Source organism: Haloarcula pellucida (genome assembly GCF_014647235.1).
GTDB classification, from domain to species: domain Archaea; phylum Halobacteriota; class Halobacteria; order Halobacteriales; family Haloarculaceae; genus Haloarcula; species Haloarcula pellucida.
This window is the reverse complement of the sequence record NZ_BMOU01000002.1, coordinates 289432-305627: the sequence shown is the minus strand read 5'-3', so window position 1 is coordinate 305627 and position 16196 is coordinate 289432. Positions and strand designations below refer to the sequence as shown.

The following is a 16196-nucleotide window of genomic DNA, read 5'->3' as shown; positions in this document are numbered from 1 at the left end:
CGTAATCTGGGGTGTGTGTTGGTGTGGGAACGGGTCGTCGTCGCTCTGTTGCTTCTGAGTGTTCTGGGTGGACTGTTCGTCCACGCGGAGGTCACCGGCGAACGGCGGTGGCCGACTCCACAGGCAGACGACCTCGTGGCGGACTACGACCGCTACGTCGGATCGGAGACGTTCATGATAGGAACGGTCACTGCCGCCGACGGGGCGACGCTCACCGTCCGCTTCGACAGTCATCTGGGGCCAGTCTCGTTGACCGTCTCGGGTGTAGAGAAGTCACCACGACGGGGTGCGACCGTACAAGTCGCCGGAACGGTCGGCCCAGAACACACGTTCCGGGCCGACCGGATCGTCGTGGTCAACAGTAGCTCCGACGCAAAACTGTACAAGTACGGGGCCTCACTCGTCGGCGTCGCCCTCTTTCTCGCCGCGTTCGTCCGATACTGGCGGCTCGATACGACTCGGTGGGTACTGGAGGCGAGACGCGATGGCTGACCTCCTGACCCACGTGCTGGTCCCGTTCGTTCTGCTGACCGTCGCCGGTTGGCGGGTCGACTGGCTGGACCGCCGCTGGACCGTCCTCTCGATGGGCGGTGCCGCGATACCGGACCTCGTGAAACTGAACCTCGTCCTCGACGCCTCGACGGTCGGTGAGAGGGTGGGTCTCCCGCTGACATACGCTCCGTTCTCGTCGCTGGGCGGCGTCCTTCTCGTCGCAGGGGTGATCACGCTCGCGTTCGAGCGCCGACACTGGCGGCGTGTCTACGGCCTACTGGTTGGCGGTGGTCTGAGCGCACTACTGCTCGACGGGATGCGCGTCTACGCCGACGGCCACGCCTCCGCGTGGCTCTATCCGTTCACGTACTGGCGTCCACCGACACCGAGCCTCTACGTCTCGTCGGATCCCGCGGTACTCGTCGTGACGCTGGCCATCGCAGCTATCGTGTTCGTGGTAGACGAGCGCCGAACGAGGTCGTGACCGAGATTACCACGTCAGCCCCTCGTACGTAATCCCGTCGCGTCGCTCGACAATCCGCCGACCATCGACCACAACGGAGTCGGCCATCGCGTCGAACTCGCCGTCCAGCGCCGCGAACTCGTCCCAGTCGGTCACGACCACCGCGCCCGAGGCCCCCTCCAGCGCCTCGCCGGCGGACGCGGCGTACTCGATGTCGGGATACCGCTCGCGCATGTTCTCGGTCGCCACCGGGTCGTAGGCCACCACCTCGGCCCCGCGCTCCTGCAGGCCTTCGATGACCGGAACGGCACGCGTGTTCCGGATGTCGTCCGTGCCGGGCTTGAACGCCAATCCGAGCACGGCGACGCGCTTGCCGGCGACGTCGACGTGGTCGTCCAGTAGGGAGAGCAGGCGCTCGGGTTGGGTGTCGTTCACCTCGACGGCCGCCGACAGCACCGCGGGGTCGTAGCCCTCCTCGCGGGCGGCGGCGATGATGGCGTCGGTGTCCTTCGGGAAGCAGTTGTGGACCACGAGACCGTCGGTCGTGACTAACGTATGATTGTCCGTGACTTCGAGCGAATACACGTCAGCTTCTCTCTCGTTTACCGAGATATCCTGGACCGCTACGGTCGTGTGAGAATCGCCGACTGTGTGGCTCGACGGTTCGATGTCGCGGTCGTACTGCGCTAAGCGCTGTTCGATTTTCTCTCGGTCGGTCGGCAGGAACAGGTCCTTGAGTTCAGCTATCTGTCGTTTCGAACTGACTCGCAAGAAGTGTGCCGGTTGCGTCGACTTCTGTGATTGAGAGGTCTTGTAGCTCGGGACGATACCGAGGCTGTGTAGCAGGAACTGCATCCCCTGAATTAGCTCCTCGCTCACCGAGCCATAGTCGTACACGACAGCGTTCGAATGGCTCGTGTACTCGATATGACCGTCACCCCGAAACAAGCCGGAGAGAAGGGCGCGTCTGTGTGTTGGCGAGGCCTGATAGGCGGCATCGGGAATAGCCGCGGAGTACGAACCGGTGCCACAACCGAGCCATTCGAGGAAGTACGCCAGGACTCGGCTCGATATCTCGATTTGGGTGGCCGTCTCCTGTGTTTCGGTCCGATACCTGACGCCGAGCTCGTCGAGATACGACTCCACGTCTGTGACATACTCCTCTTCGTCTGTCGGATGGAAGCTCAAGAACACACGTTTGCGTGTCGTCGACCCGCGGCCGGAGTCGTCGTCGTGAATATGTCCTTCACTGAGGTAGTATCCTATGAATCGCCAGAAATCGTCGTCCGCAGGAAGTACTGCTGGGATGTACGTCTGTCCGCCGCCGACAGTCGTGTAGAGTGCGAGACTACCACGCGCTACCGGAAGGTCCGCCTCGAACTCGAGGAACACGTCGAGTGGTAGGTAGTTGTTCCGAGCGAACTCGTGGACCTTGTCGTAGCTGTACTGGTCGTTGTAGTCGGCCAAACACTGCCGAAGTTCGGGTTTGTGCTCGCCGAGATCGAACGACGGCTTCAGATAGACCGACTCGTTCTCGAAGGCGGGCGCCGAATCGATCAGGCCGATTAGATCGAACGATTCGAGAGGATCCTGAGGGAGGTTAGTCTGAACTGGGAGCTCATCGCCTTCTGTTAGCGAGGTCGCCTCTCGAACGGAGACCTCACCGTCAGCTACGGCGAGCATCGGGTGATCGTGTGTGACAGTGACCTCCTTGTTCATCTTCGTCCGAATCGTGTGGAGTGGCCCATCGTACTGCCGACGCGTCACAGTCAGAACCGGTTCGAAGGAGAACTCGCCGTCCTCGTCACAGCTCAGAACGGAAACGTCGTCGATCTCGCCGTCAGCGGCGTAGTGATCGAAGAATTCGGCCAGTTGGAGGAGTTTGGTTCCCGAGTCGTCTTTCGCTAATACTCGTTGGCCACCCGTGAGACAACTTCCCCCCCAGCCAACCCCACTCCGCAGGAACTGCTCGCCGATGCGGTCGTCGAGGCCGATAGCTTCGGCCACCTCGTAGGCGTCGACGCCGAACTCCTTGCAGACGTTCCCGATGTCGTTGATGAGGCTGACCTTGCTCGCGAGGAAGGTGTTGTTGGCGTACTTTATCATCTCGGCCTCGGCGATGCCCGTCTCGACGACGGGCACGTCGCCGTCGGCGGCCTCGCGAAGGGGTGCGTAGAGAGCGCGTAACCGCTCGAACGCGCGCTCGTCGTCGGCGCCGAAGACGAGTTTGTCGGGGTTCAGGAAGTCCGCGACGGCGGTCCCCTCGCGCTGGAACTCGGGGTTCGAGGCGACGAGGAAGTCCTCGCCGCGCGTGAGACCGGCGTCGGCGATGCGCGGGGCCAGTCGCTCGTCGGTGGTCCGCGGGATGACCGTCGACTTCGTGACGACGAGGTGCGGGTCGTCGGCGTCGTCGGCGTCGGCGAGCGCCTCGCCGACGGAGGTGGCGCCGGTTTCCATGTACTGTAGGTCGATACTGCCGTCCTCGTTGGAAGGGGTCGGCAGCGCCAGCATCGTCAGGTCGGTCTCGCGGACGACGCCGTAGTCGGTGGTCGCACGCAGCCGGTCACCGCCGTGTTCGGCGACGAGTTCGTCGAGTCCCGGTTCGTGGATAGGGGACTCGCCCGCGTTGACCGCGTCGACGATGGCCTCGTCTATGTCGATAGTCGTGACCTCGTGACCCAAATCCGCGAGACAGGCCGCGACGGTCGTCCCGACGTAGCCGCTCCCGACGATGCTGACGTTCATCGGGGAGGGGTTGGCCACCACCGCCCTTGAGAATTCGGGTCCTTCGGCGTCGGCGTTCGGCGCTCTCTTCGACCGCCGCCTCGCGGATAACCTCCCAATAACAACGCCGGGCGCTGACGCAGGACCGACCAGTCAGGCGGCCCAGTCGCCGCTCGGACACCAATGGATACTGAACGACTCGTGTCGGTCGGCGTCGCCTGTGTCGTCGTCGTCGCCATCGGCCTCTCGGCCGCGACGCTCGGTTCGTCGATGTCGACCGACCCATCGGACGCGATAGACCCGGATTACGACATGCTCCCCGTCGGTGACGACCGGGCCGGCCAGATAGAGGACGCCGCACAGGACCTCCACGACCGCTACACCGGCAACCCGGCGCCGACCGGTGAGCGGAGCGAACGCGCGAACCGGGACCCGGAGGGGGCCGATACGCGGTCCGCCAGCGAGTCGAACCCCGGCAATTCGGAGTCGAACTCTGGCAGTTCGAACGACGGCAACGACCAGCAGAACGCCCCCAGCGAGGGAGAAGGCACCGGCGTCGTGCCGACCGAGTCGAACCTGCAAGCGCTCCTCTTCGCGCTCCTCGCGCTGGTGGCGCTCGCGGTGCTCGTAGGCATCGCGTACCGCTACCGCGAGGAAATTATCTCGCTGTTAGGAATGATGGTTGGGGCCAAAGCCCCGCCAGACGAGGGAACTGAGACGTTGCGACCAGCACCAGAAAACGACGTGCAGCGAGCGTGGGTCGCCCTACTCCGGCGAGCAGGCATCACACGGCCACGGACTCGAACGCCGCGAGACTGTGCCCGCGCCGCCGTCGAGACGGGGTTCGACGCCGAGGCGGTCCACCGACTCCGCCGGGCGTTCGAAGACGTCCAGTACGGCGGCGAGTCACCGTCCGGCGAGCGAGTGCGAGTCGCACGCGAATCGCTCCAGTCGCTGGGGGAGGACGACGAATGAGCGAGCGAGCGGTGACCGGCGTCCGGCGTCTCGGGTGGTATCTACTCGTGGTCGTCGGCGTCCTCGCGTTCGCGCTGGCGGTCGTGCCCGGCGGGTCGGGCATCCTCCCGACGGAGACGCTCATCGACCGAGTCGGCAACGAGTACTTCCTGCTCGGGATACTCGGCGGCGTCGGAGTCGGCGTCCTCGGCTGGATGGTCGTCCGCCGAGCGAGAGAGCACGTCACGCAAGCCGATCCGCCGGAACCGGAGACGGTGCGTGACGCGCCGCCGCCGGGCGAGGAGTTCGACCGGCTGGTCGAAGGGATCCCGACGCTCTCGGCCCGAGACGGCGGCGAGGACGCCGAACAGCTCCGTCAGCGGTTGCGGGACGCGGTCGTCGCGACGATGATGCGCGAGGAGGGGCTGAACCGTGAGCGTGCCAGCGAACGGGTCGAGACGGGGGCGTGGACCGACGACCCTGTCGCCGCGCGGTTCCTCGACGAGACGGCCAGGGGCCCCCCACTGAGCGAGCGCGCCCGGCTCGCGCTTCGCGGCGATTCGTGGGTCCAGCACGGCGCAAAAGCGACCGCACAGGCACTCACAGACCGAATCGAGACGGGCGAGGAGAGCAACGGTGGGGACGACGCCGGGAGCGAGACGAATCGGCTCGGCCGGCGAGACGACGGGAGCGACGAGGCATGACGACGGTCCGGACGACCGGCCGCTGGCGCGGCATCGTCGCCGTCGGCCTGTTCGCCGTCGCCGTCGGCGTCCTCGCCGACCGGCCCGCGGTCCTGTTGGTGGGGGTCGTCGGCGCCGGCTTCGCGGCGTACCCCCGATTGCTCGGGCCGCCGTCGGTCGAACTCGACCTCGAACGCCGCCTCGACGACGGCCACCCCGCCCGTGGCGACCCGGTGACGGTGACGACGCGACTGACGAACACCGGCGACCGGACACTGACAGACGTGCGCATCGTCGACGGCGTCCCGCCGATGCTCACCGTCGCGTCGGGCAGTCCGCGCCACGCGGCGGTGCTGCGCCCCGGCGAGACGACGGAGTACACCTACGCGGTCGAAGCCGAACACGGCCGCCACCAGTTCGACCCGGCAACGGTCGTCGTCCGGAACGTGACCGGTGCCCACGAGGTGGAGACGACGGTGGCGACGGGCACCGAAATCGACTGCGCCGAGTCCGTCCCGTCGCTCCCGGTGCGCCAGCGAACAAACGGCCACGCGGGCCGTCTGGTCACCGACGACGGCGGCAGCGGCATCGAGTTCCACGCCGTCCGCGAGTACCGACGGGGTGACCCGCTTGGCCGCATCGACTCGAAGCGGTGGGCGCGCACCGGCGAACTCACGACCGTCGAGTTCCGGGAGGAGCGGCGTACCTCGGTCCTCCTGCTGGTCGACGCCCGCGAACCGGCGTACCGCTCGCAACGCGAGGGGTCGCCCAACGCCGTCGCCCACAGCCTCGCCGCCGTCGAGCGCCTGCTCGCGACGCTCGACGACACCAACGACTTCGTCGGCGTGGCCGCGCTGGGCCGAGAGTTCTGCTGGGCCTCGCCCGGCGCCGGCCCGGACCACCACGCGGACCTCCGCCGACTGCTCGGGACCCATCCGGGCCTGTCGGCGACGCCGCCCGCGCCCGAGGAGGACGGCGACGTCGCTCGCCAGACGGAGATGCTCCGGAAACGGCTCGACGCCGACACGCAGGTACTCGTCTGCTCGCCGCTGACCGACGACGCCATCGTGCGGACCGTCCGGACCTTAGAGGCCGCCTCCCACGCCACGACGGTCCTGAGTCCGGACGTTACCGCCGACGGGACGGTCGGGGAACGGCTTGCACGGACCGAGCGCGAGAACCGGATGCACGCGCTCCGTGAGGCCGGCGTCCCGGTCGTCGACTGGACCCCGACGAACCCACTTGGAACGGTACTGCTCGGCGAGCACCGACGGCGGTGGTCTGCGTGACGGGCGTCGACCACCGGCCCACACCCGTCGCCAGCGCGCTCGCGGTGCTGCTTGCGGGCATCTCGACGGCGCTGCTCGCCCCCGGCCCCGAGCAGCGACTCGCCGTGTTCGGGACGGTTGCGGGCGTCGGCCTGGTCGTGTTCGGCGACCGGGACGACCTGACGGGGGAGTATCCCCGCCTCGTCGGCCGTCTCGTCGTCGCCGTCGGTGCGGTGGTCGTCGTCGCCGCCCTCGCCCACGCCCTGAGCGCGGTCGGCGAGTTCGGCGCACAGGCGGAACTGGTCCCCGGACTGGTCGGCGTCGTCTGCATCGGCCTCGGGACCCGCCCGCTCAGACAGCGCTTCGCCCGCCGGTTCGTCTCGGCGGGGCTGGCCGCCCTCGTACTCGGCGTCGTCCTCACCGGCGTCTTCGAGCGGGCGGACCCGCCCGCACTGCTCGCGGCGACGGCCGCCGCCGTCGTCGCGTGGGACCTCGCGGAACACGCCATCAGCCTCGGCGAGCAGTTGCGGGCCGACGCCCGCACCTACACCGTCGAACTCGTCCACGCCGGCGTGAGCGGCGGCTACGGGGCCGTGTTAGTCGTCGGTGCGATGGTCCTCTACGAGAACGGGGGGACCGGGGTGCCGCTGGGGGCGCTGGCCTTGCTCTTGGCCGCCGCCGTCACGTTGATGGCTGTTCTGTATAACTGACGGTCGGCACCTCGACCTCGTCCAGCAGGTCCGCCACGACGGCGCGTTTCTCGACGTCGTCGACGCGCGCGTCCGGCGTCAGGACGAGCCGATGGGAGAGCACTTCCGGCGCGATCCGAGCCACGTGGTCGGGCGTGACGTAGTCCCGCCCGCGGACGACGGCGAGCGCTCTGGCCGCCTCGAACAGCCGCTGAGTCGCTCGCGGGGAGACGCCCGTCTCGACGCGCTGTTCCTCACGGGTCGCCCGTGCCAGTCGGACGACGTACTTCCGGACCTCCTTCTCGACGTGGACTGCCTCGGGTGCCTGTCGGAGTTCCGCGGGTGCCATCGAGACGGCCTCCGTCACCGTCGGCGTCCGGTCGGTGCGGGCCGCCCGCCGGTCGATGATCTCCAGTTCGCCCGCCTCGTCGGGGTAGCCCAGACTCGTCTTGACGACGAAGCGGTCGACCTGCGCCTCAGGTAGCGGGAACGTGCCGTCTTGCTCGATGGGGTTCTGGGTCGCGATGACGAAGAACGGTTCCGGCAAGGCGTGGGTCTCGCCGTCGATGGTGACCTGCCCCTCCGCCATCGCCTCCAGCAGCGCGGCCTGGGTCTTCGGCGAGGCGCGGTTTATCTCGTCGGCGAGGACGACGTTGCCGAAGATGGGGCCCTCGCGGAACTCGAACTCGTGGGCCTTCTCGTTGAACACGTAGGTGCCGGTGACGTCCGCCGGCAGGAGGTCCGGCGTGAACTGGATGCGCGAGAATTGGAGTCCCAGCGCGTTGGCGAGCGACCGAGCGGTGAGCGTCTTGCCGGTCCCCGGCACGTCTTCCAGGAGGACGTGCCCCCGGGCGAGAAAGCCCGAGAGAACGGTTTCGAGCGTCTCTCGCTCGGTGATGACCGCGCCGGAGACGGTGTCGAGGACGGTTCCGCAGTGGTCGGCGACGGCGTCAGTGTCCGTACTCATCGGACAGTGACAGATGGATTGCGGGCTTAGTTATCCTCGTCCTACCGGGGGCGGCGAGTCGACGGGTCGTCCGCTCTGGGTCGTCCCACAAGCGCTGGGACATCGAGACCGTCGGCGGAAACGAGTATCACGCCGCCCCAGCACACAGCGGTGCCGACCGCGGAGAGCCCCCTCGACCAGCGACGACGCCGGCGGGATGCGTCGCTGTCAGCCACCGGACGCCGAGCGGACCTTGAACTTGCAGGCAGTTTTCCAGCGTGTGTAATAGTTTTACAGAAATACTTATTACCCAATTGTTCATTAATTGCGGTGGACATGAACTATAAATCGGGTACAACTGGATTGGATCGTCGAGATTTCCTCGGTGGGCTGACCGGCGTGTTGGCCGCCGCGGCGTACACGCTGGACGTTCCGGAGACGGTCGCTGGACAGCTCGCCAACGACGAGGACGGCGACACGCAGACGGTCGCCTCGCCAGACGGGCGTATCGAAGTGACAGTCGACGTATCGAGTGACGTACCGACGTACTCGGTCGCCTTCGAGGGAGAGACGTACGTCGACTCGTCGGCGCTCGGCTTCGACTTCCAGAACCAGCAGTCGTTTGGCACCGCAGCGGACGGGACGACGGGACCCGCCCTCACCGTCACCGGAAGCGAGAGCGGCACCGAGACGGAGAACTGGGACCCCATCTGGGACCAGTACGAGAGCGTCACGGCAGACTACAACGTCCTGCGGGTGGGCCTCGCCGAGACGGCCGGGCCGAGCCGCTCGGCGACCCTCGAATTTCGGGTGTTCGACGACGGTCTGGGGTTCCGGGTCGCGTTGGGCGAGGCGTTCGCCAGCAACAGCGACAGTGCGGTCGTCACATCGGAGAACACGCAGTTCAACTTCGCGGGGGACTACACGGCGTGGTGGATCAAAAACGAGTTCGTCAATCCACGCTTCGAACAGGAGTACGAGGAGACCGCCCTCAGCGACGTCGAGGCCGGAACCCGAACCATCCGCCCCAACGGGAACGCGATCCGAAACGGCGTGCACACGCCGCTTACGGTCAAGGCTTCCGACGACGCCTATCTGAGCGTCCACGAGGCGGACCTGACCGACTACGCGACGATGTCGCTCGCGCCTCGATCCGACAGCGGCGGCACCGACTTCGCCGCCGAACTCGCGCCACTCCCCGACGGGACCAAGGTGTCGACGGCGGCGCCGACCGTGACGCCGTGGCGGACGATACAGATAGGCACCACTCCGGGTGACCTCGTGGAATCCTCGATGATTCCGCTCCTCAACGACGACCTCGACGAGTCGGTACTGCCGACAGTCGACGGAGAACCGGATACGAGTTGGATAACGCCGAAGAAGTACATCGGCATCTGGTGGACGATGATCGCCGGCAACGCCAACTGGTGGTACAAGTCGGACGCCGAGATAGCGCACAACGGGGACGACCCGGCCGGGTACATCCACGGCGCCCGCACCGAGCGGATGAAGCGGTACATGCGCTTTGCCAGCGAGAACAGCATCGACAGCGTCCTCGTCGAAGGCTGGAACGTCGGCTGGGAGAGCTACATGTCCGGGCCGGGGACGTCGATGGACTTCGGCCAGTCCTCGCCCGACTTCAGCCTGACTGCCGTCACGGACTACGGGCAGTCGCTGTCACCGAGCGTCGAGATGACCGCGCACAACGAGACCGCCGGGAACGTGGACAACTACGAGGAGCAGATTCTAACCGACGACATCTTCCAGTTCTACGAGGACAACGATATTCGGAGCATCAAGAACGGATACGTCTCGGACCCGGGTCTGGTTCACGAGAGTAGCGACGGATCGCCGACGATCAACCACCACTGCCAGATTGCGGTCAATCACCACGAACTGGTCGCCCGCGAGGCGGCGGGGAACCGCCAACTACTCGAACGGCACGAAGCCGACAAGCCGACGGGCAAGCGCCGAACGTACCCCAATCTGGCGGCCACGGAGACCGTAAAGGCACAGGAGTTCGACGGCTTCGAGGCCCTCGCCTCCAACCTCGGGGCCGCCCACCACGTCGAGTTACCGTTCACCCGGATGTTGGCAGGCCCGACGAGCTTCCAGCCCGGCATCTTCGACGTGACGTTCAACGACGACACCGGCGGGCAGATTCAGACGACGCGAGCGAAGCAACTCGCCATGTACCCGACGTACAACGCCGGGATGCAGATGGCCGCCGACCGTATCGAGGCCTACATCAATCCCGAACTGGGCGTCGGCGAACTCGTCCAAGCGGCGGCCGGAGACCTCGGCGGGTTCGTCACCGCCGACAACTGGCGCGACGCCTTTGGCACCAACTACGTCGCTGTCGACCCGAACCGAGTGCCGTCCGGGTCGTCGGTGTCGTGGACGGTCACGGACGTTCCGGCGGACGGGACGTACGACCTCCATCTGCGCTACGCCAGCGACGGCGAAACGAACGCGAACCGCGTCCTCGACGCCGGGCACGCGCAGGCGACGCTCCGGGTGAACGACTCGACGGCGACGCTCGAACTGCCGCTGACGGAGCACTGGGACGACTGGCAGGTGTTCACCACCTCGGTCGAACTCACCGAGGGCGATAACACCGTCGCCGTCGAACTCGACTACGACGACTCCGGCGGGGAGTTCACCGGCGACGTCGGCGGGTTCAACCTCAACACGGTCGCCGTCACCGAGCAGGGTGCGGCGTCACCCGTTCCGAGCGACTACGCCGGCTACACGCCCGAAAACGAGAACTTCGAGACCGAACCCGAATTCGCCTTCCTCGAAGCCGTCCCCGCTGGCGGCTGGGACGACACGACGGTCATCGACGCCGAAATCGGCGACTACACCGTCACGGCACGCGAGTCAGGGGACGAGTGGTTCGTCGGCACGATGACCGGCGACCGCGGGCGGGCACTCGATGTGCCGTTGCAGTTTCTCACACCGGGCTGTGGGAGCGGACAGGCGAACGAGCGCAGCGCCTCTGCGGACGGCTCGAACGCCGTATTCGGGCCGAAGTACGTCGCGGAGATCTACAGCGACGGCATCGACGCGGGCGTCGACGAGGACCCCACGGACGTTCGCATCGACGAGGCGATCGTCGACCCGAGTACGACCGTGCTGGCGTCGGTCGTGCCAAGCGGCGGTCAGGCAATCCGACTGCGGAAGGCCAGCGGCCGGGAGGAGACCGAACTCCCCGAGTACGAACGACCGGAGCAGCGGTACGAGTCCCTCGCTCTGCCCGACGCGGCCGACGTGAGTTTCCCGTTCGAGGTCGAGATAACCGGGTCACACACCGGCCAGTTCATCGGGGGCGAAGAGTTGAACGTCTACGCCAACGGCGAACGGGTAGCCACCGTCCTCGTCCGCTTTTCCTCGACACGGGAGACGGACAGTTTCAGCCTCACCTTCGACCAACCCGGCGAGTACGAGATCACCGTCGGACAGTCTCCCGACGATACACTCCCGGCACAGACCATCACCGTCCGGGACCCGTACGCCGCCGCCCTTCCCGAGCGGTATTCGACGTTCGCGTCCGCGCCCGCGGAGTTCGGTCGCAGCGACGACCGGATCCTCATCAACGCCGCTGGCGAGGACGTCGAGAGCTACGCCGACGAATACGGCACCGTCTACGTAGACGACGGACTCGGTGAGAGCGGCACCGTCACGGCGGCGGTTCTCGACCAAGAGCAGACCAACCCGTTCGCCAAGTCGGGTATCATGGTGCGAAACGACATCACTGGCGCCGGCGAGTCGCCCGGATACCTGTTGGTAGCGACGGCACCGCGTCTGGGACCGTTCATGCACGTCGACGCCGACGGTGACGGCCTCGTCGACAGCTTCATCGGAGCGGAAGTGCCCTACAGCTTCCCGACTCACCTCCGACTCGAAAAGGACGGAACGACGTTTACTGGGTTTGCGAGCACCGACGGCGGTTCGACGTTCACCGAAATCGGGACCGTCGACCTCTCCACTGCGGCCGAGAGACAGGACGCGGGGATGTTCGTCACCTCACACAACGAGGGGACAAAGAGCAGAGTCGCGTTCGGCGACTTCGAAATCACGGAGTGAGGCGAGCGACTGTCACTCGCCTGCCCCGTCGTCGCGGGTAACCCGACCCGCCTGACGCGCGGACACGCCGCTACCGTTCCCGAGCGAGGGTCGTCTCACCCGCCGGTGTCGAGCGTTATCTCCAGTGCCTCGTACTCCTCGATAATCGCGCTGATGCCGCCGACAGAAACGACCTCCCCCTCATAAGCGACGCTGATGCCGTTCTCGATGGGAAAGCGGTTGGTGAACGGCTCGATTAACCCCTGTCGAATCTCGACGACGGGGACGTCCTCCATCTCGACCACCTCGTCGGACGTCGTACGCTGTGCCCGAATCGTCGCTGTCAGGTCGTGTCCCGCCTGTTCGTGGAGCGTCGCGTGGACGATCGCGTTCCTGAGTTGTGGGTACGACTGCGGTAGCTCGTCCGGTTCACAGCGGAACGTTTCTTCTGCGATCCGCCAGTAGTTGCTGATGTACGTGCTAAAGAGGTTGCCGGCGACGGCGGACCGCGTAAGCGAGACAGCGGCCCCGTCGGCCGTCTCGTCTACGAGCAGTTTCGGTTCGTCGTGGACGACGGTCGTGTTGTCGACTGTCAAGAGTGGGCGCGGTTCGTAGGGCCACGACCGCGCGAGACTCGCGTGACTGGAAAGGGCCTCACCGTCCGTGGAGTCCAGCCCCGGTTCCGTCAGGAGGACGAAAACGAGCACGTCCCGGTCGACAGCGGCGGCCAACTCCGCTTGGAACCGCTCGAACGCCGTCGCGGGCAGACAGATGAACACCTCCTCTTTGGCCTCGCTGATGAACTTTCGCCAGCGCTTTACGATCGTCTGTCTCGACTGTATCAGTTCGACTTCGAGGGCAGAGAGATTCTGGGTAGCTAGCTGCGTGGCGATGTCCTGTTCGAGTTCTTCGAGTTGGGTGGTGATGCCCGTGATGGCGTTCTCGGCCTCCCGTGCGCGCACGATAGAGGGCCTGACGTGGTCGTTGAGGACGACCAACCCTCGCTCGTCCAGTTTCTCACACAGTTCGTAGACGTACCGCTGAGAGACGTCGGAGTCGTCGACGATGTGACTCACTTTGGCCTCGCCGTGTTCGAGAATCGTGAGATACACGTCGATCTCCTTCGACGAGAGGCCGAGAAGACGGAGATTGTCCCGTAGCCGCTGTTTCGTCATAGCTCCTTGTCTACCCCGGGGAGTTTAAAAGATCATCGCCAACTTGCGTGTGACGTATCGCTCTGTACGTCCACCACGCACCATGGTCGTTCGTTTCAGCGCCTGCGCGCTCGATACGTCACGGACCCCGACGGCGTCTCCTTCGGCCGCGTCGCCGGGTTTCCGTCGACCAGTTCGGAACCCCAGTTCTGTTCGTCGATGGGCACCGGCGTCGACAGTGTGGCCCGCGAGTCCGGGCCGACGCGGTGGGTCGAGACCACCGATAGGTTCAACGGATTCTGTCCCCTAGGACACGCCACAATGATGCTCCCGACGCACGCGCTGGCGGGCATGCTCCTCGGTCTGGCGGCCGGGTACGCCGTCCCGGAGTTCGCCGGCGTGGCCCTCGTCGCGGGCTTGCTCGGCGGAATTCTCCCCGACCTCGATATGTACGTCGGCCACCGTCGAACGCTCCACTATCCGGTGTACTACGCCGCCCTCGCTTCCGGGACGCTCGTCCTCGCATCACTGCTCCCGTCGGCCCTGACCGTCGGCGCGGCCGTCTTGCTCCTCGGCGCGGCGACCCACAGCGTCGCCGACGTCTTCGGCGGCGGCCTCGAACTGCGGCCGTGGGAGGCGACGTCCGACCGCGCGGTGTACGACCACTACAACAGCCGGTGGCTCGAACCCCGTCGCTGGGTCCGCTACGACGGGTCGCCGGGCGACCTCCTGCTCTCGACGGCGCTTTCGGTCCCGCTCTTCTGGAGCGTCGAGGGCGTGCTGGAGGGCGTCGTCGCCGCTAGCTTGGGCGTGGCGGTCGTCTACACTGCGCTCCGGCGCGTCTTGCCGACCATCGCCGACGCGATACTCGGCAGTGTCCTCCCGGCACTTCCCCGGCGCGTACGCAGTCGAGTCCCGGAGCGGTACCTGCGGTCGCACTCGGCCGCCGAACAGACGACATCGAGGTAGGCCACACGTGGGCCCCTACGTCGGCGGGAGTGTGCCTATCGTCCCGACGGACCAAAGAGTCATGCCGGCCGGGTGACGAACTCCGGTAGCAGCGGTTCGTACCGATGGTAGGGGAATCGAACGGAGTACTGGCTGTCCTCCTCGGCGTGCTCACGCTCTTGCTCGTCGTCGCCGTTCACCGCCGGAACGGCGCCGCGATAGTGAACGCGCTGGTGTCGGTCGTCCTCGCTCTGTGCTCGGTCTTCGTCGCCGGCGGCTTCCAGTCGCCGTGGCTCGCCGTCGACACGCCGGCGCTGCCGGTGTGGGTCACCGTCGCCGGCCTCCTGCACTCGGTGGGGATGCTCGGCCCCTACGAGTCCGTCTGGTGGTGGGACCACCTCACTCACACCGTCTCTGCCGCGCTCGTCGCCGCGCTACTGTACGCCGGCCTCGTCGTCGCCGTGGCCACCGACGCGGCGCTGACGCTCTCGCCGCTCGCCATCGCCGTCACGGCCGTCGTCTACACGTTCCTCCTCGGCGTCTTCTGGGAACTGGGGGAACTGGTCGCGCGGGCCGTCGGCAAGCGCTACGGTATCGAGCCAGTACTCGTCCACTACGGCTGGCGAGACACGGCCTTCGACCTCGCCTTCGACCTCGTGGGTGCTCTCGTCGTGGTCGCACTGGACGTGCGCGTGTTCGTCGCTCTGGCCGACCGCTTCCCCGACGCGACGCAGGCGTTGCTCGCCTGGACCGGCGGCGTCGTCACCGTCGGGTCGGTGGTGATGGCGCTGGGCCTCTACGTCGAGGCGAACGGGTGACGCCGTCGGGCGGTATCCCGCGCTCGCCGACGCCGATAGTGAGGGCAAAGACGCGCCGAACGTCGACGCGAGCGAGACGGGCGTCGCCGAAACGGCGATTCCCGCGGTCGAGATCACGAGAGTCGGCGAGCGAGCCACGAACGGGGCCCCTGCGAGTGAGTGGCGACGATGACGGTCGTCTCGGCGCGTTGGCCGACCGTGCGAGCGGTCGACCCGACGACGACCCGGCGGAGTCGCCCGCGGCCGCCGCCACCGACGACGGTTACGTCCCGTTCCTCCGCGGCCGAGACCAGCGTCTCGGTGACGTCCTCGCCTTCCACTACGTTCGTCGTCGTGGCCACGTCGCCGACGGCGGACGCTGCCTCCGCAACGAGCGTCTCGGCCTCCTCGCGCGTCTCGTCGGCGGCGTCCGGTGCCACCACTCTGAGCACGTCGACGCGGGCGTCGTTCGCGCGGGCGATGGCACGGCTCACGCCCGCCGCGAGGGTCGTGTGCGCCCCGGGGCCGGCGGGGAGGAGAACCGTCTCGACGCCGTCCGCGGTCGGGCCGATCTTCTCGACGAGGACGTCACAGGGGGCCGAGGCCACGACGTCGTCGACGATGTGTCCCATCAGGATGTCGCTGTGCCGGCGGGCGTGCCAGCCCATCAGTATCGCGTCGGCGTCGCAGTCCGTCGCCGCCGTGAGGATGCCGCTGGCGACGCTGTCCGCGACGGCGAGTCGCCCGTCCACGTCGATGCCGGTCCCCTCGGCCGCGTCGATGGCACGGTCGAGTAGCTCGCGGCGATCGCCGCTGAACTCCGCCTTGATGACCTCGTCGCGGAACACCCAGAACGGCGACGACCGGGACTCGCCGACCACGCTGACGACGAAGACGTCACCGTCGCGGTCACGGGCGACGTCGAGGGCCGTCCGCATCAACTGCCCGACGTGATCGGGGTCAGCCACTGAGACGACGACCCGATAGTCTGTCGTCCCTGTGTCGGTCGCCAT

13 protein-coding genes and 2 pseudogenes are annotated in these 16196 nt (G+C 66.8%); 9 read left to right on the top strand and 6 right to left on the bottom strand.

What is annotated here, in order from left to right:
* Positions 1–15: 15 nt before the first annotated feature.
* Positions 16–492, top strand: coding sequence for an OB-like fold-containing membrane protein (locus tag IEY28_RS08165; protein WP_188996237.1), 477 nt, complete (start codon positions 16–18; stop codon positions 490–492).
* Entirely contained in the window at positions 485–976 is a 492-nt protein-coding gene (locus IEY28_RS08160) for a hypothetical protein (protein WP_188996235.1), read from the top strand. The genes IEY28_RS08165 and IEY28_RS08160 overlap by 8 nt, the downstream gene beginning before the upstream one ends.
* Before the next feature lie 6 nt (positions 977–982).
* Here IEY28_RS08160 and IEY28_RS20925 read toward each other — a convergent pair.
* Together IEY28_RS20925 and IEY28_RS08155 are read right to left on the bottom strand one after the other, a co-directional pair.
* Positions 983–1477 (bottom strand): annotated as a pseudogene (locus IEY28_RS20925) (UDP binding domain-containing protein); the annotation flags it as partial.
* Positions 1478–1480: 3 nt separating this feature from the next.
* Positions 1481–3700 (bottom strand): annotated as a pseudogene (locus IEY28_RS08155) (nucleotide sugar dehydrogenase); the annotation flags it as partial.
* Between the two features lie 162 nt (positions 3701–3862).
* On the opposite strand from IEY28_RS08155, the gene IEY28_RS08150 reads away from it, so the two are divergent.
* The 4 genes from IEY28_RS08150 to IEY28_RS08135 are packed head-to-tail and all read left to right on the top strand — an operon-like array spanning position 3863 to position 7294.
* A complete protein-coding gene (locus IEY28_RS08150; RefSeq protein WP_188996231.1) occupies positions 3863–4654 on the top strand; it encodes a DUF4129 domain-containing protein in 792 nt (263 codons plus the stop codon).
* Positions 4651–5337, top strand: a complete 687-nt coding sequence (locus IEY28_RS08145) for a DUF7269 family protein (RefSeq protein WP_188996229.1) — start codon at positions 4651–4653, stop codon at positions 5335–5337. Before IEY28_RS08150 ends, IEY28_RS08145 begins: the two co-directional genes overlap by 4 nt.
* Positions 5334–6605 (top strand): DUF58 domain-containing protein, encoded by a 1272-nt coding sequence (locus IEY28_RS08140; protein ID WP_188996227.1) that lies wholly within the window; start codon positions 5334–5336, stop codon positions 6603–6605. The genes IEY28_RS08145 and IEY28_RS08140 overlap by 4 nt, the downstream gene beginning before the upstream one ends.
* A complete protein-coding gene (locus IEY28_RS08135) occupies positions 6593–7294 on the top strand; it encodes a DUF7519 family protein (protein WP_188996225.1) in 702 nt (233 codons plus the stop codon). Before IEY28_RS08140 ends, IEY28_RS08135 begins: the two co-directional genes overlap by 13 nt.
* Here IEY28_RS08135 and IEY28_RS08130 read toward each other — a convergent pair.
* A complete protein-coding gene (locus IEY28_RS08130) occupies positions 7266–8240 on the bottom strand; it encodes an AAA family ATPase (protein ID WP_188996223.1) in 975 nt (324 codons plus the stop codon). The genes IEY28_RS08135 and IEY28_RS08130 overlap by 29 nt on opposite strands.
* Before the next feature lie 315 nt (positions 8241–8555).
* Between IEY28_RS08130 and IEY28_RS08125 the strand changes: the two genes are divergently transcribed.
* A complete protein-coding gene (locus IEY28_RS08125) occupies positions 8556–12305 on the top strand; it encodes a glycoside hydrolase family 97 N-terminal domain-containing protein (protein ID WP_188996221.1) in 3750 nt (1249 codons plus the stop codon).
* Positions 12306–12400: 95 nt separating this feature from the next.
* Here the strand turns inward: IEY28_RS08125 and IEY28_RS08120 are convergent, their stop codons facing one another.
* The gene (locus tag IEY28_RS08120; RefSeq protein ID WP_188996219.1) at positions 12401–13459 is read right to left on the bottom strand and encodes a TrmB family transcriptional regulator; all 1059 of its coding nucleotides are present in this window, start codon (positions 13457–13459) and stop codon (positions 12401–12403) included.
* 95 nt (positions 13460–13554) lie between these two features.
* Positions 13555–13731, bottom strand: coding sequence for a hypothetical protein (locus tag IEY28_RS08115; protein WP_188996217.1), 177 nt, complete (start codon positions 13729–13731; stop codon positions 13555–13557).
* A gap of 28 nt (positions 13732–13759) precedes the next feature.
* Here IEY28_RS08115 and IEY28_RS08110 point away from each other — a divergent pair, with 28 nt between their 5' ends.
* Both IEY28_RS08110 and IEY28_RS08105 read left to right on the top strand, forming a co-directional pair.
* On the top strand, positions 13760–14407 hold the full coding sequence (locus IEY28_RS08110) for a metal-dependent hydrolase (RefSeq protein ID WP_188996215.1): 648 nt from the start codon (positions 13760–13762) through the stop codon (positions 14405–14407).
* A 104-nt stretch (positions 14408–14511) separates the two neighbouring features.
* The gene (locus IEY28_RS08105; protein ID WP_188996213.1) at positions 14512–15204 is read left to right on the top strand and encodes a DUF2238 domain-containing protein; all 693 of its coding nucleotides are present in this window, start codon (positions 14512–14514) and stop codon (positions 15202–15204) included.
* Positions 15205–15317: 113 nt separating this feature from the next.
* Here the strand turns inward: IEY28_RS08105 and IEY28_RS08100 are convergent, their stop codons facing one another.
* Complete coding sequence (locus tag IEY28_RS08100; protein WP_188996211.1) at positions 15318–16196, bottom strand: universal stress protein; 879 nt, start codon at positions 16194–16196, stop codon at positions 15318–15320.

Coding starts and splice junctions, on each gene's coding strand:
- IEY28_RS08150 (WP_188996231.1), top strand. CDS start 3,863: ATGGATACTGAACGACTCGTGTCGGTCGGCGTCGCCTGTGTCGTCGTC.
- IEY28_RS08160 (WP_188996235.1), top strand. CDS start 485: ATGGCTGACCTCCTGACCCACGTGCTGGTCCCGTTCGTTCTGCTGACC.
- IEY28_RS08140 (WP_188996227.1), top strand. CDS start 5,334: ATGACGACGGTCCGGACGACCGGCCGCTGGCGCGGCATCGTCGCCGTC.
- IEY28_RS08100 (WP_188996211.1), bottom strand. CDS start 16,196: ATGGCGACCGACACAGGGACGACAGACTATCGGGTCGTCGTCTCAGTG.
- IEY28_RS08120 (WP_188996219.1), bottom strand. CDS start 13,459: ATGACGAAACAGCGGCTACGGGACAATCTCCGTCTTCTCGGCCTCTCG.
- IEY28_RS08105 (WP_188996213.1), top strand. CDS start 14,512: ATGGTAGGGGAATCGAACGGAGTACTGGCTGTCCTCCTCGGCGTGCTC.
- IEY28_RS08125 (WP_188996221.1), top strand. CDS start 8,556: ATGAACTATAAATCGGGTACAACTGGATTGGATCGTCGAGATTTCCTC.
- IEY28_RS08145 (WP_188996229.1), top strand. CDS start 4,651: ATGAGCGAGCGAGCGGTGACCGGCGTCCGGCGTCTCGGGTGGTATCTA.
- IEY28_RS08130 (WP_188996223.1), bottom strand. CDS start 8,240: ATGAGTACGGACACTGACGCCGTCGCCGACCACTGCGGAACCGTCCTC.
- IEY28_RS08110 (WP_188996215.1), top strand. CDS start 13,760: ATGATGCTCCCGACGCACGCGCTGGCGGGCATGCTCCTCGGTCTGGCG.